Below are 21,266 nucleotides of genomic sequence, written 5' to 3' on the forward strand. Positions count from 1 at the left end.
CATTTGTAACTGTTTCAATCAGATGATAGCATAGCACAGAGTTTTTTAGATGTCAACGGTTAAACTTTTTTATGCCAGTCAGAGTCAGCAGCATTGTCATGAGCTCCGCACATGGGAATGCCAGCCATACTCCATTCATACCAAATAAAAAAGATAGCAAACATGCACATGTCAGGATTGCAATAAACCCGCGTGACATGGAAGATAAAAAAGCCCATTGAACCGATTCTACCGCGCTGAGTATGTTTGCTCCCACAATATTAATTCCAGCGAATAAAAAGCCGGTAAAATAAATCCGCAATCCCTGTTCAGCAAGACTGGCAAGTTCCATATCCTGTTCCCGGTTAAAAATACCAGCCATCGGTTTTGACCAGATCTGGACACTTACTAACAATACAGCGGCAACGCACAATGCAGTTTTCAGAGCCAAACCAATTACCGTCTTTAAACTGTTTTTGTCACCCTGCCCATAAAAACGACTGATGAGTGGCTGGGACCCCTGGGCAATTCCATTGAAAAGAGCGACTGCAACCAGAGAAAAGTTGGCTACAACACCATATGCCGCTACTCCGACATTCCCGGACAACCCTAAGATAATGGTATTAAATGCCACGGTAATGACTCCGGAAGAAATTTCCCCCACAAAAGCAGACACACCAACCTGACAGGAAAAAAACAACTTCCGGATCGACAACGGAACCGGTTTGAACAAAATCGTATTCCGCGAAGACCGGAAATGTTTCATACAAATGAAAATACTGACAATTGGAGACAGCGCGGTTGCCAACGCTGCTCCAGCCATAGAGAGACCAAATGGGAACATCAAAACATAGTCAAACACAATGTTAAACAGATTGCTCCCAAGTGTTGCAAACATGGCAATGGATGGATCCCCGTCATTTCTCACAAATGCACTGACAATATGGTTCCACATGAAAAAAGGCGCAAACATGAGAAAAATACGGGTATATAAAATACCAGTAGCAACAATCTGCTCATCTCCCCCAAGAATATGAATGATTTTTCCCGGGAAAAAGATTCCTGCAAACACAAACACCAGACTTAGAACAGTAGCCCAGGCCAAGGCATGAAAAAAGTATCCTTCCGCTTCTTTTATTCCGTGGTTGCGCTCTACGGCAAAGCGAATTGCCGAACCTACACCAATCATGGCTCCAAATGCAAAAATCAGATTATAAAGAGGCAATACCAGATTCAGTGCTGTAATACCGTTGGCACCAACTGCTTTGGCAATAAAAAATGTATCTGCTAAAATGTAGAGCGACATTCCAAGCATGCCCAGCATATTCAGGGATACATAACGAATAAACTGTCTTCGGATGGTCATGTTACGCGTTTCCCTCCACTCTCTGATTTCCAAGCTGCCAGAAAGCTACTGCACTTGCAGCGGCTACATTCAGAGAATCCACTCCATGTGTCATGGGAATACGGATGGTATAGTCACAATCTGCAATGGTATCTTGTGCAAGTCCATCTCCTTCGGTTCCAAGTACAATGGCAAGTTTTTCTTCTGCAAGCACAGCCGGGTCGTCAATGCGTACAGACTGATCCGTCAATGCCATGGCAGCTGTCTTGAAACCAAGCTGGTGTAACGTATCCATCGCGGGGCGCGGCCATGTACCGTTTCGTTCGAACACAGTCCACGGGATTTGGAAAACCGTTCCCATACTCACCCGGATTGCGCGTCTGTACAGGGGATCACTGCAGCCAGAGGTTAACAGAACCGCATCCATATTCAATGCTGCGGCTGAACGAAATATCGCTCCCACATTGGTAGGATTCATCACATTTTCCAAAACAGCAATACGCCTTGCCCCGGAACAGACGGTCTCAATGGATGGCAGGTGCTTCCTGCGCATGGCGCAAAGAAGTCCTCTTGTTAATGCAAACCCGGTCAATTTTGTTAATACTTCCATAGGGGCTGTATAGATTGGAACATTCCCACAACGGGCAAGAATTTCAGCAGCTGCCTTGTCCAGCTCGTTTTCTTCTGCTAGGATTGAAACCGGGATATATCCAGCATCCAGTGCCCGTCCAATTACAATTGGGCTTTCTGCTATAAAAATTCCAGTATCCGGTTCAAAATAATGGAAAAGCTGATTTTCCGACAATCTCGTATAGACTTCCAATTCCGGCATCTGCAGATCTGTTACTTTTATGATGTTTGTATGCAGCATAAATTACTCCTTAGTCAAATTAATATCATATCCCATCTCGGGCACTGAGTGGGTATATAAGAATTCTAGTAGTATGATTTCAAAACAAACATAATTATAACGACTGCCAACGCCTTATGCAAGTTATTCAGCAAAATATACGACTGTCAGAAATTCTCCGGAATGAATCTGTTCGGATTTCAAACCATTCATGCGTTTCAATTCCTCGACATATTCTGCTTTGGAATAACCGCTCCCTTTATAATACTGATCCGCGAGATTCCAGAGATTATCCCCCTGACGAAGCTGTACACTGGTATAATAACGGTTCAATTGTACTGCAGCTTTCTCTTCTGCCCTCGCGTTCAACAAGGTGTGTCCGAAAAAACCAGAGCAAAATGCCAGAATCATTAATAAAATAACCATAAGGTTCCGTAATCTGCGTTTCGTATTTCTGCCTGTTTTCATAAAGATTCCCCCTGCGTAAAAATATTCCGAACGTACGTTTGTTATGCTGTCATTATACGTTCCGAACAAATGTTTGTCAATATGTTTTCCAAGAAAAACGAACAAAAGTTTGCTTTTTGAGTAAAACTATGCTACTATAATCCTATAAAAAAGAAACACTTTATATTGAATATATCCGCATGGAGGAATGATGATGGGTCAGGGTAAAATTACAGCAAAACAACAGGAAATTTTATCATATATCAAAGAATGTATTTTGAAAAAGGGCTATCCGCCTGCAGTACGTGAGATCTGCGAAGCAGTTCAGCTTAAGTCGACCTCATCGGTCCACTCTCATCTGGAATCCCTGGAGGCAAATGGATACATACGCAGAGATCCGACCAAACCACGCGCCATTGAAATCCTGGACGATGAATTTGCATTAAACCGCCGGGAAATGGTTCAGGTTCCTGTAATTGGTACAGTAGCTGCCGGAGAACCGATTCTGGCACAGGAGCACATCGAAGACTATTTTCCGATTCCGGCTGAAATACTTCCAAACAAAGATACCTTTATGTTAAAAGTCAAAGGGGAAAGTATGGTCAATGCGGGAATCTATAGCGGCGATAAGGTCATCGTCGAGCAGACCAATACGGCAGAAAACGGAGAGATCGTTGTCGCACTTGTCGATGATTCTGCCACAGTCAAACGGTTTTACAAGGAAAACGGGCACTACCGTCTCCAGCCGGAAAACGATGCCATGGATCCGATCATCACGGATCATGTAGAGATTCTGGGGAAAGTCATTGGATTATTCCGCATGATGGCGTAAATACGTAAATGCCATTCTGAAAGAATCGGATTTTTGTATTGAGCAAATACTGAAGTTCACCAAATGTTCACCATTTTCCGGAAAACTTAATAAAAAATCAATGGCTTTTTCATCTGCTTTGTAGTAAACTCTTGTTTGTTGGTTCCAAAAGTATGAATTGACAAAGAAAGATCAGAGGAGTGATATTATTATGAAAAAGGCATTATTGTTTACTGCAATCGCAGCAGTTTCCATCAGTGCAGCAGCCTGTTCCGGAAAAAAAGCAACCGAGACTACCGCTGCTCCGGAAGAAACGACGGTAGCAGAGTCTACTACGGAGGCAGAAGTTGATGAAGATTATACCAGTGGTGTGATCACAGCGATTGACGGTGATGTTCTTACCATAAAAGACGACTATAGCGATGAAGAAAAGAAATACGATATCTCCAGTGCAGACGTAACCAAAGAATTCCCGCTTTCTGAAGGCGACTGGGTAGATATCACGTTCCCGGCAGAAACTACGGACGACCCGGTACCTGTTATTGCCATGGAAGTTACCGCTTCCATGTTAGAGCAGTCCATGGATCCGGTTGCAGAAGGAACCGTTAAGGAAGTAGCTTCTGACACGATGACCCTGGAAGTAGACGGAGAAGAATATAAGATTCTGACCGGCAATGCTTATGTAGTCGGAACAGATGGCATCAAGCCAGATGCAGACGTTGAAGTTACCTACCTCGGCGACCTGGACGACGAGCCGCTGGCAATCAAGATCGTTGCTGCAGACGCAAAAGATTCTGATGAAGCCAAGATCAATGCTTTCGTAGGTAAAGTTGCACAGATCGGTGAGGATGGAGATCATATCGTTCTCGAAGCACAGACCGGCGATTTCTTCACCTTTGTTTCCAGTGATACGGACTTAAGCCAGTATGCAGAAGGTGACACCCTTCAGATTCAGTACGAGGGTTCCATCAACGACAAAGAAATCCAGATCACAAAGATCACAAAGAAATAATATCAAATACGCAAAATGCCACACCAGGCAGAGGATACCTTTCCTCGATATGCAGCGAAATCGAAAAGAGCCAGCAGACACAGTATCTGCTGGCTCTTTTCGATCTTATCGTATGTCACTTTGTTATCCGGTCACTTCGTCGCCCCGTTATCTGACTGCCGTTTTTCGTTGTCCGATTATGAAATATCATAGCCGACCATTCGGATATAATCCTTGATGAGTTCCACAACCTGATCGAGTTCCAGTTTGCTGGCATTGATCGGCAAATCATAATTCATTAAATCTTCCCATTCCTTACCGGTAAAATACTTATGATACGCTCTGCGCTGTTTCGTGATCTTGTTTAACTTGTTTAAGGCCTCTTTGGTATCGGTAATACCGTCTGTTTCCTGCGTTCTGCGTACACAGGTAGAAATATCCGCATAAACAAATATTTTGATCAGATCCTCTTTTCCTGCGGTTTCCAGAATATAGTCTGCACACCGGCCCACAATGACACAGGACTGTGCAGCTGCCAGTTCCCGGATCACTTCTGACTGAAACCGGAACAGGTTGTCTGGCGAAGTTACATCGCCCTCTTTTTTCGGCTCATCAAAAATACCAGACGGCAGGTGCAGATTGCCTACAATTTTTCTCAGCAGGTTATTTCCGGCTTTTTCATCTGCAAGACGGAAATAGCGTTCTCCGACCGCACTTTTTTCAGCTGTCATACTTAAAATTTCATCGTCATAAAATGGAATGTTTAAATCCTCTGCCAGTTTTTTGCCGACAATTCGTCCACCACTTCCGTACTGACGCTCTATCGTAATAACAAGTTTGTGTTTATCCATAAGATGTCCCCCTTTGGAAATCATATTCTGTCTTTTATTTCCCTATTTAGTATAACACAAAACCGGCAGAGTGCCAAACTTTTTTACACTCTGCCGGTTTGATTCTTTTTTTCTGATTATTCAAATGGATTTTTCCACTATTTTGCAAGGATCATACGATCGTTTGCAAACTCTTCTCCGCTGGCTTCCTCAAATTTATGAAGAAGATCCTCGACGGTCAGACGCTTCTTTTTTTCTCCCGCCACATCATAAATAACATTTCCCTCATGCATCATGATCAGGCGGTTTCCCATCTGGATCGCATCGCGCATATTGTGGGTGATCATCAATGTGGTTAACTTTTGCTCTTCGACCATTTCCGCAGTCAGATCGAGCACCTTTTTTGCTGTCTTCGGATCCAGAGCGGCTGTATGTTCATCCAAAAGCAATAATTTCGGTCTCTGCAGGGTAGACATCAGTAAGGTCAGAGCCTGACGCTGTCCGCCGGAAAGGAGTCCCACTTTGGAGGTTAAACGGTCTTCCAGACCAAGTCCGAGGCGTTTTAACATATCCCTATACAGCTTGCGTTCCTCATTTTTGATTCCTGGTTTTAAGCTGCGGACCTTTCCGCGGCGCAATGCCAATGCCAGATTTTCTTCAATTCCCATGGTCGCAGCAGTTCCATTCATCGGATCCTGAAACACACGTCCCAGAAACGCTGCACGTTTATACTCTGGAAGTCTGGTCACGTCTTTTCCGTCAATGACGATCGCACCACTGTCAATTGGCCAGACACCTGCAATCGCATTTAAAAGCGTCGACTTGCCTGCTCCGTTTCCGCCGATCACTGTTACAAAATCCCCGTCATTCAAGGTGAGATTCACACAGCGGAGGGCTTTCTTTTCATTCACAGTGCCCTTATTAAAGGTCTTTGTGATATTTTTAATCTCCAGCATCATTCACTACCCTCTCTTTCCCATTTTTGAAAAATAACGGTTCTTCCAGGTAGGAATTGCCAGAAATACAGCAACCACGGCTGCAGACAGAAGTTTCAGCAGATCCGTATCAATACCAAGCCAGATCACAACCTGAAGCACCAGATAATAAATAATGGAGCCAAGGGCAACTGCAAGCAGTTTGAAGCCGAAATTACGGAATATTTTTCCGAAGATTGCTTCTCCGATGATCACTGCGGCAAGACCGATCACGATTGCGCCGCGTCCCATATTGATATCGGCAAATCCCTGATACTGACACAGCATAGCTCCGGAGAGCGCTACCAGACCATTGGATATCATAAGCCCCAGAACTCGGTTAAAATCGGTGTTGATGCCCTGTGCACGGGCCATTTTATCGTTGCATCCGGTTGCCCTTAAGGAACAGCCAAGTTCTGTACCGAAAAACCAGTACAAGACAACGATCAGAACGATGATCGCGATCGCTACGATCAAGATCGTATTTTTGTAAAATGGAACCTTGCGGATAAAGCGCAAGGAAACCAAAAGATCAAATTTATCCACGTTAATGGCCTGATTGGATTTTCCCATGGTCTTTAAGTTGATGGAATACAGACCAAGCTGGGTCAGGATTCCGGCAAGGATCGCCGGAATTCCCATAAAAGTATGAAGAATTCCGGTTGCCAGACCTGCCGCCATACCGGCTATCGTAGCACCTGCCATAGCTGTCCACACATTATGTCCAGAGAGCATCAGCATAATGCATACTGCACCTCCGGTTCCAAGAGATCCATCTACGGTCAGATCTGCAATGTCCAGGATACGGAAGGTCAGATAAACTCCAATTGCCATAATTCCCCAGATCAGTCCCTGTGCCACTGCACCAGGCAGTGCATTTATCAAACTCATCATATATCAGTTACTCCTCAATCGCAACGTAATCATCCGGAACGGCAACACCAAGTGCTTCGCAAATGGTTTTGTTATATTTCTTGGTAAACTGTGGAGCATATTCGATCGGCATCTCGGATACATTGGACTCGCCAGTTAAAATCTTTGCTGCCATCTTGCCGGTTGCAACACCAAGATCATAGTAACTGATGGAAAGGGTTGCGACACCACATCCGCTGCAGATGCCCTCTTCTCCTGCAATGATCGGAACACCGGCAGGCTGGCAGATATTATTGATGATTTCTGTATTTGCTGCTGCGGTATTGTCAGTCGGAATATAGATCACATCTGAATTGTTTGCTGCGTTGGTAGCAATGGTAGCCAGATCGTTGGAATCAGAAAACGCATAGTATTCACAGGTATAACCAAGTTTTTCCAGTTCTGCCTTTACCGTATCTACCTGATACTGGGAGTTTGCTTCTGCGGAACAATACAAAAGTCCTACCTTCTTGGCATCCGAGAACAGCTCTTTTATCATAGCTGCCTGCTCATTTAACGGAGCCAGATCAGAAGTTCCGGAAATATTGCCGCCCACGGTTCCATCGAATCCATCGATGCCAAGAGCCACACCATATTCCGTAACTGCGGTTCCAAGTACCGGAATCGTGTCGGTGCCAGCCTGTGCAGCCTGAAGTGCTGCGGTCGCGTTTGCAAGGATCAGGTCCACATCTTCCGATACAAAGCTGTTGATAATGGTAGCGCAGGTATTGGAATCGCCCTGTGCGTTCTGCTCGTCAAAGGTGACCTGATCGCCAAGTTCCTCAGTCAGCGCATCTTTAAATCCTTCGGTCGCAGCATCCAATGCAACATGCTGTACCAGCTGGCAGATGCCTACGGTATATTTGGCATCCCCGGATGCAGCATCTTTGGATTCTCCGGATTCTGCTGCCTTTGTGTCTTCCGTCTTAGCGTCTGCTGCTGCCTGTGTCGTTTCTGCGGTTTTACCAGAACCACATGCTGTCATGGATGCAGCCATCACTCCAGCCAAAATGAGTGCAAGTGCTTTTTTTGATTTTTTCATAATATTACCCTCCCTTTTCTTCCTATTCTGATTTCAGAATATTGCTTGAACTTTTTCCATCATACTATACTTTTTGCGCCGCGTCAATTTTAATACTTTAAATTCGTGTAAATTTAACGCATTAAAGTGATAAGGTTTTCTTTATATAGGTCATAACTTATTAAGTATTTGCACTTTTTTAAAATTTAACCTATAATAAATCCTGTAACAACGAAGTAATGTTCTGAAATCCAGTAAAGCTTCTGTTTCAAAACCAATGGCATTCAAATCCGATTTCTGCCAAATGATCGTGAAAAATGCTTGCCATACGGGGGAAATGGGGAGCTTTATTGGCATATATATGATTCACTTACAGGGGGATTTTCATGGAAGAAGTTAGTCTGCAGGAAATGCTTACAGCAAGAGAAGAGCGCTGCTGCCTGCAAACGAAATTGCTGCAGCAGTACAAAAAATGTCTGATCAGTTTTACATTAAATATACCAGGACCGGTTAAGGTTCTTCCAGGTGTTCCAAATGCCTTCGCTGCAGGGTGCCAGCGGATTGAAGCCTTATTAAAAGAACGGCTGCTGCTCATCCAGCATATGGAAACCATAAAAGCAAAAACCGGCTACGAGGCTTTTTACAGCGTAGATGCAAATCCAAATTTTGTAAAAGAACTAATGATCACTTTGGAAGACCAGGATCGCATTGGCCGTTTATTCGATATCGATGTACTCCGCGCGGACGGAAGCAAAGTGTCACGGGAAGAGCTCGGATTTGCGCCAAGGACCTGTCTGCTCTGTAAACAGCCGGCTCATGTCTGCAGCCGCAGCCGCAGACATACGGTTGCTGAACTCACATTAGAAATTGAACATATTCTGGAAAGTCTGTAAAAAATGTTGCAGTTTGCGCAGCACATAAACTGCGACAGCATAATTACATATTGTGGAGGGACTGGTATTTATGATTTCTTCTCTTTTTGCCAAAGAATGTGCCTACGCACTCATGGCCGAAGTTGGTGCAACACCAAAACCAGGGCTTGTAGACCGCCACGACAGCGGCGCGCATACCGATATGAATTACGATACGTTTGAAGCCAGCACCAATGCGATCGTCCCATATTTAAAACGCATGTTTGAAGCAGGAAACACCTGGGAAAACACAGATTTTAATGCATTATTTGAAAGCATTCGTCCGATCGGAATGGAAGCAGAAACAGCCATGTTTCAGGCCACCCATGGTGTCAATACCCATAAAGGCATGATCTTTTCCGTCGGAACCATTGCCGCGGCAGCAGGCCTTTTTTACAAACGCCACCAAAAATTCGATGCAGAAAAAATCCTGATGCTTTCCGGTTATCTCTGCTATGACGCCATGCGCAAAGATTTTCAAAAGATTGACCGGAAAAACCCGAAAACGCATGGGGAACTGCTTTATCTGCGCTACAGCACAAAAGGCATCCGGGGAGAAGCCCAGAAAGGCTTCCCTTCCGTCCGCACGTTTTCGCTGCCAGCCCTCCGCGCTGCCTTTCTGGCTGGTCAGTCCGAAAATGAGGCATACTTAAACACGCTTCTCACCCTCATGGCAAATGTAGATGACACGAACGTCTTAAGCCGCGCCAACACGGTTATACAGGGCTATGTAAAATCGGAAGCAGCCCAGATTTTAAAAGCAGGCGGCGCTTCTTCTGCTTCCGGAATCGAGGCCTTAAAAAAACTGAACCAGAAATATATCCATATGAATGTCAGTCCTGGCGGCTGTGCCGATCTTCTGGCTGTTACGATTTTACTCTATCGTCTGGAGCAGATCACCGTCTCATAACGCACATGCGGCAATCTCTTAGAGAAGTTCGAACCTTGAAACATAGGAAACCGTTACAGAAGTTCTTTGTAAACGCGCAGGACGTTATCGTGAAATACTGCCTCGATTTCCCCGGTAGTAAATCCTTCCCTGCTCATTTCATCTGCCAGAAGCTGCATGCCGGAAGCATCTTTCATCTCGGTCATGGTATTGATTCCGTCAAAATCGGAGCCAAGTCCAATGCAGCCGATGCCTCCGATCTGCTTCATATGTTTCATATGCGCTACCATGTCGCTACACAGACCGTGCAGCGGCTTTTTTTGTGTATATTGAGAAACTGTCTCTCCAGAGCCCGTGAACTGGTCTTCCCTGTCTTTTAAAAATGGGGCATAATAGTTAATACCAGCCACCCCTCCGCGTTCTGCCAGTGCCCGGATCATTTCATCGGTTAAGTTTCTCGGATGATGTGCCAGTGCCCGCGCGTTGGAATGACTTGCTACAAACGGTTTTTTTGTATAACGGAAGACGTCCCAGATTCCTGCATCATTCAGATGCGAAATATCTATGATCATTCCGAGGCGTTCCATTTCTTCCAGAAAAGCAATCCCGGTTTCTGTCAGTCCATGCTCCGTGTCAGGAACTGCCCTGGCCGGAGAGACGCTCTCATCCTTTCCATTTGGGAAACCAAGCTCATTTGGAAAATTCCAGGTAATCGTCATCATTCTGGCTCCCAGACGGTAAAAATCACGCAGGCATGCCAGATCGCCTTTGCAGATGCCCCCCTCTTCCAGTGTCAGCATGGCTGACATTCTGCCCTGATGCCGGTTTTCTTCGATATCCTTCCAGCTTTTTACGATACGGATCTGATCTGCATACTGCTCCAGTTCCGTATAAAACAGATCCACCAGCTTCATTGCATAATGAAACGGATCCTGTTCTCTTCCGAGATGTACAAACATCGCAAAATTCTGCAGAAAATAGTCTCCTTGTTCCATCTTATTTAAATCAATATGAAAATGGTTATCCAGAATGGATCCTGTTTCTCCCCGCTCCCTGGCCTGAAAAAGTTCCGAGATGGTGTCACAATGCATATCTACTACTTTCATGGATTTCTTTCCTCCCTCTAAAAACAGGAGACCGGGTTTGCCACCGGTCTCTTCTCTTATACCCATTATAATGTTTCTGCACGCTCTTCGATATTGCGCTTAAAATTGATTACCTCATGCTGGTAATCGCTATTCATAAAGCAGGATGTGATCATGAAATCCGCAGTGGCTTTGTTAACCGCCATAGGAATATCATAGACCTGTGCGATTCGCATCAGGGCTTTCACATCCGGGTCATGAGGCTGGGCTGTTAACGGATCGGAAAAGAATACGACAAAATCGATCACGCCTTCTACGATCTTTGCGCCAATCTGCTGATCACCCCCCAGTGGACCGCTGTTGTATCCCTTAACGGTAAGTCCAGTCTGATCCGTGATCATGCGGGCAGTTGTGCCGGTTCCATACAGATTATGCTTTTCGAGCTCTCCTTTATGTTCTTTGCACCATGCGATCAGTTTTGGCTTTTCGTTATCATGAGCGATCAGTGCAATGTTCTTTTTGCTGCCGATAGTAAATGTAATGTATTCCTGAGACATATAACAGATCCTCCTTAACGCTGCCGTTCACCCTTTTTTGTAAATAGCAGCTATTTTTCTCCTGTACGGATTAGCTAAAAGGTATCACACATTTGAAAAACATACAAGTGAAATTTTTGTAAAATCCTATTTGGGATCAGGATCATCCCCGGTGTCCGGCAATGTATTGAAGGAACTGTTTTCACTTTCAGAAACAGGATTCTGTAAAGAATCGATCAGTGCCCAGATCTCATCCCGCCCCTGTTTGGTCTCCGCAGAGAACGGGATCAGGATATCTTCTTTGGCGAGCCCCAGTCCCTCGCGCACCATCTTCACATGCTTCTGAATCTGGCTGCGTTTTAATTTGTCGAGCTTCGTCGCAATGATAACCGGCTTATACCCATTGGAAACGATCCAGTCGTACATCATCTTATCATTGGCAGACGGATCGTGCCGGATGTCGATCAGAAGGAAAATGCATTTGAGCATTTTCGATTTCTTTAAATACCGTTCGATCATCTTGCCCCATTTGGCCTTTACCTCAACAGATACCTTTGCGTAACCATAGCCCGGCAGATCGACAAAATACAGGTTGTCATTGACATTATAAAAATTGATCGTCTGGGTCTTGCCAGGCTGTGAGGAAGTCCTCGCGAGGGCCCGGCGGTTTAATAGACCATTGATCAGGGAAGATTTTCCTACATTGGACTTCCCTGCAAAAGCAAATTCCGGCAGAATATTTTCCGGCAGCGTGCTGGTAATGCCACAGACTGTCTCCAGTTCCGCTTTTTTAATAATCATCGTTCTTCCTCACTTTACCGTTATGCAAGTGCTGCAGCCAGCACATCATCCATAGTCTTCATATAAAGGATATTCAGTCCCCTGGTAATTTCCTTCGATAATTCTGCAATGTCGGCACGGTTTTTCTCTGGGACCAGAACCGTCTCCATATGAGCCATCTTGGCGGCAAGAATCTTCTCCTTGAGTCCACCGATCGGAAGTACGCGTCCGCGCAGGGTAATTTCCCCTGTCATAGCCACTTTTGCCAGCACCTTGCGGTTTACTACAGCAGAGAACATGGCAGTCGCCATGGTGATTCCGGCCGATGGACCGTCTTTCGGCACAGCGCCTTCCGGAATGTGGATATGAATATCATGCTTTGCAAAATAATCGTCCGGCACATCATACTGCGGGCAGATGGAACGGACATACGTCAAAGCCGTCATGGCAGATTCTTTCATAACATCTCCCATCTGTCCGGTCAATTTCAATTCACCCTTACCAGGCATTACATTGACCTCAATCTGCAGGGTGTCACCACCCACACTGGTCCAGGCGAGACCGCGGACAATGCCAACCTGATCTTCTTCATTCGCATCCTCAAAGGTAATTTTCTCCTTACCGAGATACTTTTCCAGGTTAGACTCTGTGACACGAATATGCTCTTTTTTGTGCTCCAGATACTCTCTTGCGGATTTGCGGCAGATTTCTCCGATGCGGCGCTCCAGATTACGCACACCGGCTTCGCGTGTGTAATTGTGGATGATCTTTTTCAGAGCAGAATCGGAAATGACAATCTGATCCTTCTTCAGACCACAGCGCTCCCGCTGCTTTTCCACCAAATAATCGCGCGCAATATGGAACTTTTCATTTTCCGTATAACTGTTAACCTCAATAACTTCCATACGGTCCAGGAGCGGTCCCGGAATGGTCTGGGTCGTATTCGCTGTTGCAATGAATAAAACATTCGACAGATCGATTGGAAGCTCTACATAATGGTCACGGAACTTTACATTCTGTTCGCCGTCCAGTACTTCCAGCAGTGCAGATGAGGTATCGCCTTTATAGTCGCTGCTGACTTTATCGATCTCATCCAAAAGCATCAGTGGATTGGCTACGCCTGCCTGACGCAGTCCGTCGACCAGGCGGCCTGGCATAGCGCCGACATAGGTTTTCCGGTGACCGCGGATCTCAGCTTCATCGTGAACACCACCCAGACTGATGCGCACGTACTTTTTGTTTAAAGCACGGGCAACCGAGCGGGCAATGGAGGTTTTACCGGTTCCCGGAGGTCCCACCAGACAAATGATCGGACTATTGCCTTTCTTTGACAGGACACGAACTGCCAGATACTCCAGCACGCGTTCTTTCACCTGTTCCAGACCATAATGATCTTCCTCGAGGATCTCTTTCGCGTGTTTTAAGTCATTATTGTCTTTGGATGTTTTATTCCACGGGAGTTCCAGAACGGTCTCGATATAAGTGCGAATCACATTGCTTTCCTGCCCGCCGCCGGGCATGCCTTTCAATCGGTCGATTTCCTTCTGGATTTTTTCTTTCACCTCTTTGTCTGCTTTCAGGGCGGCCAGCTGTTTTTCATATTCGTCTGCATCAGACATCAGGTCCTCACCGAGTTCTTCCCGGATGACCTTCATCTGCTCTCTCAGAATATAATCTTTCTGGTTTTTGTCAATATTTTCTTTGACCTTTTCCTGCAGTTCGCGGTGAATCTGGGATACCTCGATTTCATGGATCAGGTTTGATAAAAGCACTTCATACTGTCCTGCCAGGGTTGTCTCCTCCAGATAATTCTGGCGGATCTTATAATCCCAGGGAAGTTCGCTCGCCATCTGCAGCATCAGACTTTCCAGGTCTTCGCAAAGCAGCATATTCGGCAAGATCTCTTTGCTGAATTTGGGATGCTGACGGCCATAGGACTCCAGCTTTTCTTTTAAAATACGGGACATAGCTTCTGCAGCAGCTGCGTCAACATCCGATTCCTGTTCTTCGGTAAGCAAAATTTCACCGATCAGGGCAGGTTCCGTACTGTCTAAATCCAGAAGTTCTGCACGTTCCTGTCCTTCGGCCATGACACGGACAATTCCGCCTGGCATTTTCACCAGTTGTTTTATGTAAGAAGCGGTACCAATGTGGCAAAGCTGTTCCAATGTCGGATCCTGAATTTCCGGATCTTTCTGTGCAACCAGACAAACGCGCTGGTCACTGACCATAGCCTTTTCCACTGCAGCAATCGATTTTTTGCGGCTGATATCGAAGCTGATGGTCATTTCCGGAAGCATGGTAAGACCGCGAAGCGCAATCACCGGCATTGTTATAATTTTTGTATCTTCCATCAGGTTCCTCCTAAAAAGATTTAAAAGCAGAAAATGGGAGCCATAAGCTCCCATTCTCCTTTTTACGATCCGGCTTATGACAGTTAAGCAATTTCGTCGGACTTTTCTTTCTTCAGTCTCTGGGAGAGGGTCTTGCGCGGCACAGCCGTTTCGCGGTATACCAGCTCCGGCTCTCCTGTTTTGTCTACAACATCTTTTGTAATGGTACAGATGCCAATATTATTGTCAGATGGAATCTCATACATCAGATCCATCATCACAGATTCCAAAATGGAACGCAGTCCTCTGGCGCCTGTTTTTCTTGCGACTGCAAGTTTTGCAACCTCAGCAACAGCCTCCGGGGTAAACTCCAGTTTTACGCCGTCCAGTTCGAATAATTTCTGGTACTGCTTGGTCAGTGCGTTCTTCGGCTCGGTCAGGATGCGGGTCAGTGCCTCTTCATCCAGAAGATCCAGGGAAACCGTTACCGGCACACGGCCAATAAACTCCGGGATCAGTCCGAATTTTACCAAATCGTGCGGCTCTACCTGACGTAAAAGCTCATCGATATCTGTTTTATTTTTATCGACTACTTCCGCATTAAATCCAATGGAGCCGGCGCTGAGTCTGCTCTCAATGATCTTCTCCAGACCGTCAAAAGCACCTCCGCAGATAAACAGAATGTTGGTGGTATCGATCTGGATCAGTTCCTGATGCGGATGTTTTCTTCCACCCTGCGGCGGTACACTTGCTACGGTACCCTCCAGAATCTTTAAGAGTGCCTGCTGGACACCCTCACCGGATACGTCACGTGTGATGGAAACGTTCTCGGACTTCTTTGTGATCTTATCGATCTCATCCACGTAAATGATCCCGTATTCTGCCCTGCTGATATCATAATCTGCAGCCTGGATCAGCTTTAAAAGGATATTCTCTACATCCTCACCCACATAACCGGCTTCTGTCAGAGCAGTGGCATCTGCAATGGCAAATGGAACATTTAAAACCTTTGCAAGTGTCTGTGCGAGATAGGTTTTACCAGAACCAGTCGGGCCCAGCATCAGAATATTGCTTTTCTGCACATCGACATCGCTTCCTGCGCCGGAAGTAATCCGTTTGTAATGATTATACACTGCAACAGACAGCACTTTTTTCGCTGCATCCTGCCCAATGACATACTCATCTAAGAATGCTTTGATCTCCTTCGGTTTTAACAGGTTGATGCCTGCCAAAGGTGAAACAGGTTCCACTTCCTCTTCATTTTCATCCAATTCCTCTGCAAGGATTTCCCCGCAAAGTTCGATACATTCATCACAGATAAATACATTGTTGGAACCGGCAATCAGTTTTCTTACCTGATCCTGGGTCTTTCCGCAGAAAGAGCATCTGACCCTGTCATCTGTTCTTGTCGGCATAAAATAACACCTTGTCCTTTCCTGGTTGTAACAATTCCTGCATGTCAGACAGCCGCTTTAGTGTTTTGCGATCACCTGGTCGATCAGGCCGTATTTTAACGCTTCTTCGGCAGTCATATAGTTGTCACGTTCTGTGTCGCGGCAGATGACCTCATACGGCTGACCGGTATTTGCTGCAAGAATCTCATTTAATTTCTTTTTGGTCTGCAGGATTTTCTCTGCAACAATCTGAATTTCCGTTGCCTGACCCTGTGCACCGCCGGATGGCTGATGGATCATCACCTCTGCATTCGGAAGCGCGAAACGTTTTCCCTTTGCGCCGCCTGCCAGAAGAAATGCACCCATACTTGCTGCCATACCGATGCAGACCGTAGATACATCACATTTGATGTAATTCATGGTATCGTAGATCGCCATACCAGCTGTTACGGAACCTCCCGGGCTGTTAATATATAAGTTAATATCCTTGCCCGGATCCTCAGACTCCAGGAACAGAAGCTGTGCGACGATCAGACTTGCTGAAACGTCGGTCACCTCTTCTCCAAGGAAAATAATTCTCTCTTTTAATAATCGGGAATAAATATCGTAGGAGCGTTCTCCTCTGCTGGTCTGTTCAATTACATAAGGTACCAATGCCATCGTCAAATCCTCCTGTTTTTTCTTGCATTCCTTGCATCACAGGAAGTACCAGTGACAACCTTCACGGTTTCCTGTCTTTTGCAATGATAGGTGCAGACTCCAGGTCTGGCCCGAAATCTGCACCTAGTCATAATCATACTATTTCCTTTTCTGGAAGATATTATACTAACTTAGCCTCAGCTACCAGGAAATCTACTGCCTCCTGAACAGCCATATCAGCCTTCATCTGAGCCATTCCAGCCTCACCCATGATGTTCTTGATCTGCTCAACGTCCATCTTGTAGTTCTCAGACATCTTCTTGATCTCAGCCTCTACTAACTCGTCAGACGGCTCGATCTTCTCAGCTGCTACAACAGCCTCGAGTACCAGACGGGTGCGCAGTCTTAACTCAGCCTGCGGACGCATCTGCTCCTGGAGCTGCTCGATGGTGCTGCCGGTGAACTGCAGGTACTGGTCAAAGCTGATGCCCTGGCTCTGCAGTCTGCGTGCATAGTCCTCGATCATGTTGCGAACCTGCTCGTCAACCATCGGTGCCGGGATATCCATCTGAGCGTTGTCAACAACTTTCTGTACTACGTTGTTCTCGTTCTCAGCGGTAGCCTGTGCCTGCTTGGTCTCAGCCAGTTTGTTCTTAACATCCTCTTTGTATGCGTCGAGAGTCTCGAACTCAGAAACTTCGCTTGCGAACTCATCGTTCAGCTCCGGAAGCTCTTTCATCTTGATCTCTTTGATCTTAACCTTGAAAGTTGCCGGCTTGCCAGCCAGCTCAGCTGCATGATACTCAGCCGGGAAAGTTACGTTTACTTCTACATCCTCACCGATGTTCTTGCCGATCAGCTGATCCTCGAAGGTATCGATGAAAGAATGAGAACCGATCACCAGGGTGTAATCCTCTGCCTTGCCGCCCTCGAATGCCTTGCCATCTACAAAGCCCTCGAAATCGATCACGGTCTGGTCACCATCTGCTACTGCACGGTCTTCTACGGTTACCAGTCTGGAGTTCTGCTCCTGAACTTTCTTTAACTCTGCCTCTACGTCAGCGTCGGTAACTTCCGGTTTTGCTTTCTCTACTTCGATGCCTTTGTACTCACCAAGGGTAACTTCCGGCTTGGTAGCTACGGTTGCAACGTAGATGAATGCTTTGCCCTTCTCAACCTGCTCGATGGAGATTTCCGGTCTGGAAACGATCTCAAGACCGCTCTCTTTTGCAGCATCCGGGTAGGAAGCGTTGATTGCTTCGTCTACAGCGTCCTCATAGAAAACGCCCACGCCGTACATTTTCTCGATCATTGCCTGCGGAGCTTTTCCTTTACGGAAACCAGGAATATTGAATTTGTTTTTATTCTTGTTATAGGAAGTTTTAAGAGCTGCCTCAAACTGCTCTGCCGGTACTTCTACGGTTAATTTCGCCATGTTTTTTTCTAATTTTTCTACCTGTAAACTCATAATATGGGTTCCTCCTTACATCTATGTATGGCCGTCCCGGCAGGGCGCCACACTTCAATTCACCATTATAGCATAGACTTTTTATAATTACCAGTCCTAATTTTATCAGAATTCACAAAGTGCCCGCATTTTCTGGATCACATAAGGGTTAACCGGGCGGATTTCCAGTTCCGGACGTCCAAGATAATAGCCCTGGAACAAGTCTGCCCCGAGCATCATCATGGTATGGAGTTCTTCAATCCGCTCTACCCCCTCTGCAAGCACCAGAATCTTTCGTTCCTTGCAGTAGTGGATCAGATTTGCTGCCATTTCCTGCTTGTCCGGATTTTCATGAATGCCCTGAACCAGTTCCATGTCCAGCTTTACGATATCAACATCCAGATTCAGAAGTGTTCCTTCGCTGCTGTATCCGGAGCCAAAATCATCCAGTGCCAGCATACCGCCTGTCTGGTTCACGGAGCTGATCTTAAATTCCATATCACCGCTGTTGATTGCTTCTCCCTCCGTGATCTCAAGCACAATCCGCTTAAAAAGATCCGGATAAGTTTCTACCAGATTGTCCAGACATTCCTGAGACAATGCCGTGTTTGCAATGGAATTGATGAACAGATGACTGCCTTTTGGCAATTCTGCTTCATGTTCCCGGAACCATTTCAATGCACAGACCCAGGTCAGTTGTTCAAACTGTGGCAATTTTGCCTGGCTTTTTGCCAGATTCAAGGCTTCCTGGATATTTTTCAGATTTTTTCCGTTCGGCCGCATCAGTGCCTCATATCCAAATATACTTCCATCCCGGCTTAAGATTGGCTGAAGTGCAAACGGGACATCATCACGCTCCAATAGCTGGTTCAGTTCCTCTCGTCCGGAAAGCAGATAAGCATTTTTCTGATAACTGGAAAAATCAAATTCCTGCAAAACCCCTTTTGTGCTGTGTTTCGACATATACATGGCAAAGTCCGCATAACGTGACAGTGTCAAGAAATCTCTTGCCTGACGCGGATACCATGTAATTCCGGCCGATGCACGAAGCGGCAGTTCGTAGTCTTCGTCTACTTTCAAAGCCACATTTCGGGCAGCTGCAAAAAATTTCTGGATTTCCGTACGGATCTGTTCTTCATTCTCCCCGCACAAAAATGCCATAAATTCATCGCCGGAATGGCGTTCTACAATAGCCCCCAAAGCGACAAGCTGCTTTAACTGATCTGCAAAGAGTTTAATGTAACGGTCTCCCATTTCATGTCCATACGTATCATTGACATACTTTAAATTATCAAGGTCCCACATAACCATTGCAGCACAGGACAACGTTCCACTGTCTAAAAGACTTTCCGTATTCTTACGGAACGCTCTGCGGTTGTAAAGTTCCGTAAGCTGGTCATAATCCCGTTCCAGTTCCAGGCGTCTCTGTTTTTCTACTTCTTCTGATACGTCCAGAAGGACACCCGTTTCATTTCCATGTTCTGTTTTTACAATCTTCAGGCGCAGATAACGGTTCGCTCCATTGCGGGAAATCTGGTAAAGACGGACATCTTCGCTCTCTTTGATTCCGGTTCCAAGAACCTGCATCATTTTTGCAAACCCCTCTGATTCCAGATAGGTATATTCTTCGTCTATTTCCTGAAGACCAAGAAGTTCAAAAAGGCTGCGGCTGCAAAATACCTGTTTGCTCTCCGGGAGGTATTCAAACACACCAATCGGAACTCCGGATGCATCCAGAATACGCGAAATGCGCAGCGCAGACTCTGCAACATCCGCGCTTAAATGCTCGATTGCACGGCTTAGTTCATCCAGTTCACTGATCCATGTCCGCTGCAGCCGGATGCGGTTTCCGTTCTTGAAAGAACGCAGCTGGCGGATCAGCCGCCGGATCGGACTTGTGAAATACTCTCCATATAATAATGCAAACAGAATTCCCGGAATCAGGGAAAAGGCGCATCCCTTTAAAAGTCCGTTCAGAAGTTTCTGATAAAACGATTCCATAACGCTTTGCCTGCGCAGCACTGCGATCATCCATTCTGTCTGGCTGTATGGAGAATCCGCTCCATAAATCGGAAGCTTCATGAAAGTAAGATACCAGCTGTCGTTTTTTGCATCTGTGATCTTCTTGATTTCCTTCCATTTTGTATCCACATAAGAAAGGCTTTCCCTGTTTCCAAAGCTGCAGTTATAGGCCGAGCCATATGCCAGAACCGGAGTCAGCCGGACTTCATCTGTATTTTTTTCCGCAATCAGCTGAATGGTATCTGCATCACTTTGGAAAAGTTCATTTTTCAAAAGTGCATAAATCTGGGTTTTATTCAGGGTTCCGCCAAGAACACCAACAACAGAACCATCTTCCAGCACCAGCGGGATGGAATAACTGAGCCCATCCGTATCTGTCTGAAGTGCAGGGGAAATGCTGCTTAAATACCCATACTGCTCTGTGCTTTCAAGGATTTTCTCACTCTTTGCAATGGTATACGGGGTATAAAACGGATACTCTGAGACTTCTGTCTGTGACAGGTCATAATCCATCTGCCAGTCTCTGGAGAGTGGAATTTTGTAATCTTTTGAAACAGATGCCGTTCCCCTTACAAGAAGTAAATCGGAATTGTCGGCAGCAAAACTGCTGCTGTCCGTATCCGTGACTCCTACACCGGCTTTGTGCCCTGACTTGTTATGAGCGGAAGAAGGGCCGTCTAATATTACGTAAATGCTATTTCCATAGCTTCGGTGCAGCAGATCCAAAACGTCCGGCATGATCGCATTTAAAATAGATGCATTCAGGTGCCAGTCTGTCTGAATATCATCTGGCTGGCGGTTTTGTTCCTCCAGAACGATTTGAATCTTTTTCTGAACCGTAACAGAAGTCCGAATATCGTTGAGCCAGTGCTGGACCATCTCCCGTTCCAGCAAAAGTTCGCTGTTCTGGACATCTTTCTCTATGGAATCGATCTCATTTGCATATAGGCTTTTCGCCACCGTGCCATTCGACAAAAAGACCATCATAAAAACAGTCTGAAATATCAGGATCAGGCAGAACGGAACAATAAGCCTGGATTTCATAGATCTTGCATTTTTCATGCGCCTCA

At 45.8% G+C, this 21,266-nt stretch carries 18 protein-coding genes and 1 pseudogene; 4 read left to right on the forward strand and 15 right to left on the reverse strand.

Annotation, left to right across the window (positions count from 1 at the left end):
- Positions 1 to 52: 52 nt before the first annotated feature.
- The 3 genes from DWZ40_RS02970 to DWZ40_RS02980 all read right to left on the reverse strand — a co-directional run bounded on the left by DWZ40_RS02970 (position 53) and on the right by DWZ40_RS02980 (position 2,642).
- The gene (locus DWZ40_RS02970; RefSeq protein WP_118540618.1) at positions 53 to 1,345 is read right to left on the reverse strand and encodes an MATE family efflux transporter; all 1,293 of its coding nucleotides are present in this window, start codon (positions 1,343 to 1,345) and stop codon (positions 53 to 55) included.
- A gap of 1 nt (position 1,346) precedes the next feature.
- On the reverse strand, positions 1,347 to 2,195 hold the full coding sequence (locus DWZ40_RS02975) for an RNA methyltransferase (RefSeq protein ID WP_118540620.1): 849 nt from the start codon (positions 2,193 to 2,195) through the stop codon (positions 1,347 to 1,349).
- A 123-nt stretch (positions 2,196 to 2,318) separates the two neighbouring features.
- Positions 2,319 to 2,642, reverse strand: coding sequence for a LysM peptidoglycan-binding domain-containing protein (locus DWZ40_RS02980; protein WP_118540622.1), 324 nt, complete (start codon positions 2,640 to 2,642; stop codon positions 2,319 to 2,321).
- A gap of 193 nt (positions 2,643 to 2,835) precedes the next feature.
- Between DWZ40_RS02980 and lexA the strand changes: the two genes are divergently transcribed.
- Both lexA and DWZ40_RS02990 read left to right on the forward strand, forming a co-directional pair.
- Entirely contained in the window at positions 2,836 to 3,453 is a 618-nt protein-coding gene (lexA, locus tag DWZ40_RS02985) for a transcriptional repressor LexA (protein WP_118540624.1), read from the forward strand.
- Between the two features lie 190 nt (positions 3,454 to 3,643).
- On the forward strand, positions 3,644 to 4,444 hold the full coding sequence (locus tag DWZ40_RS02990) for a hypothetical protein (protein ID WP_118540626.1): 801 nt from the start codon (positions 3,644 to 3,646) through the stop codon (positions 4,442 to 4,444).
- 176 nt (positions 4,445 to 4,620) lie between these two features.
- Here DWZ40_RS02990 and DWZ40_RS02995 read toward each other — a convergent pair whose 3' ends face one another.
- From DWZ40_RS02995 to DWZ40_RS03010, 4 genes are all read right to left on the reverse strand, one after another.
- Positions 4,621 to 5,274 carry a cytidylate kinase-like family protein gene (locus DWZ40_RS02995; protein WP_118540628.1) on the reverse strand — a complete coding sequence of 218 codons (654 nt, stop codon included), beginning with the start codon at positions 5,272 to 5,274 and terminating at the stop codon, positions 4,621 to 4,623.
- A 137-nt stretch (positions 5,275 to 5,411) separates the two neighbouring features.
- A complete protein-coding gene (locus DWZ40_RS03000; RefSeq protein WP_118540700.1) occupies positions 5,412 to 6,209 on the reverse strand; it encodes an ABC transporter ATP-binding protein in 798 nt (265 codons plus the stop codon).
- 6 nt (positions 6,210 to 6,215) lie between these two features.
- The gene (locus DWZ40_RS03005; RefSeq protein WP_118540630.1) at positions 6,216 to 7,121 is read right to left on the reverse strand and encodes an ABC transporter permease; all 906 of its coding nucleotides are present in this window, start codon (positions 7,119 to 7,121) and stop codon (positions 6,216 to 6,218) included.
- Positions 7,122 to 7,128: 7 nt separating this feature from the next.
- Positions 7,129 to 8,181, reverse strand: coding sequence for an ABC transporter substrate-binding protein (locus DWZ40_RS03010; protein WP_243035171.1), 1,053 nt, complete (start codon positions 8,179 to 8,181; stop codon positions 7,129 to 7,131).
- Between the two features lie 365 nt (positions 8,182 to 8,546).
- Between DWZ40_RS03010 and citX the strand changes: the two genes are divergently transcribed.
- Both citX and citG read left to right on the forward strand, forming a co-directional pair.
- Positions 8,547 to 9,053: a citrate lyase holo-[acyl-carrier protein] synthase gene (gene citX, locus DWZ40_RS03015; RefSeq protein ID WP_118540632.1), complete on the forward strand. Its 507-nt coding sequence runs from the start codon at positions 8,547 to 8,549 to the stop codon at positions 9,051 to 9,053.
- Between the two features lie 70 nt (positions 9,054 to 9,123).
- Positions 9,124 to 9,981 (forward strand): triphosphoribosyl-dephospho-CoA synthase CitG, encoded by an 858-nt coding sequence (gene citG / locus DWZ40_RS03020; RefSeq protein ID WP_118540634.1) that lies wholly within the window; start codon positions 9,124 to 9,126, stop codon positions 9,979 to 9,981.
- A gap of 53 nt (positions 9,982 to 10,034) precedes the next feature.
- Here citG and DWZ40_RS03025 read toward each other — a convergent pair whose 3' ends face one another.
- The 8 genes and pseudogenes from DWZ40_RS03025 to DWZ40_RS03060 form a co-directional block, all read right to left on the reverse strand.
- A complete protein-coding gene (locus DWZ40_RS03025) occupies positions 10,035 to 11,066 on the reverse strand; it encodes a dipeptidase (RefSeq protein WP_118540704.1) in 1,032 nt (343 codons plus the stop codon).
- A gap of 65 nt (positions 11,067 to 11,131) precedes the next feature.
- A complete protein-coding gene (locus tag DWZ40_RS03030) occupies positions 11,132 to 11,602 on the reverse strand; it encodes a methylglyoxal synthase (protein ID WP_182430585.1) in 471 nt (156 codons plus the stop codon).
- Between the two features lie 126 nt (positions 11,603 to 11,728).
- Positions 11,729 to 12,382, reverse strand: a complete 654-nt coding sequence (yihA, locus tag DWZ40_RS03035) for a ribosome biogenesis GTP-binding protein YihA/YsxC (protein WP_118540638.1) — start codon at positions 12,380 to 12,382, stop codon at positions 11,729 to 11,731.
- A gap of 20 nt (positions 12,383 to 12,402) precedes the next feature.
- Complete coding sequence (lon, locus tag DWZ40_RS03040; protein ID WP_118540640.1) at positions 12,403 to 14,715, reverse strand: endopeptidase La; 2,313 nt, start codon at positions 14,713 to 14,715, stop codon at positions 12,403 to 12,405.
- Positions 14,716 to 14,798: 83 nt separating this feature from the next.
- Entirely contained in the window at positions 14,799 to 16,109 is a 1,311-nt protein-coding gene (gene clpX / locus DWZ40_RS03045; RefSeq protein ID WP_118540642.1) for an ATP-dependent Clp protease ATP-binding subunit ClpX, read from the reverse strand.
- Positions 16,110 to 16,166: 57 nt separating this feature from the next.
- Positions 16,167 to 16,757: pseudogene (gene clpP / locus DWZ40_RS03050) on the reverse strand (ATP-dependent Clp endopeptidase proteolytic subunit ClpP); the annotation flags it as partial.
- Positions 16,758 to 16,908: 151 nt separating this feature from the next.
- Positions 16,909 to 18,195, reverse strand: a complete 1,287-nt coding sequence (gene tig, locus DWZ40_RS03055; protein WP_118540644.1) for a trigger factor — start codon at positions 18,193 to 18,195, stop codon at positions 16,909 to 16,911.
- 105 nt (positions 18,196 to 18,300) lie between these two features.
- The gene (locus DWZ40_RS03060; RefSeq protein ID WP_118540646.1) at positions 18,301 to 21,258 is read right to left on the reverse strand and encodes a bifunctional diguanylate cyclase/phosphodiesterase; all 2,958 of its coding nucleotides are present in this window, start codon (positions 21,256 to 21,258) and stop codon (positions 18,301 to 18,303) included.
- Positions 21,259 to 21,266 lie beyond the last annotated feature (8 nt).

The organism is Clostridium sp. AF32-12BH (genome assembly GCF_003477935.1).
Lineage (GTDB): Bacteria > Bacillota > Clostridia > Lachnospirales > Lachnospiraceae > Brotaphodocola.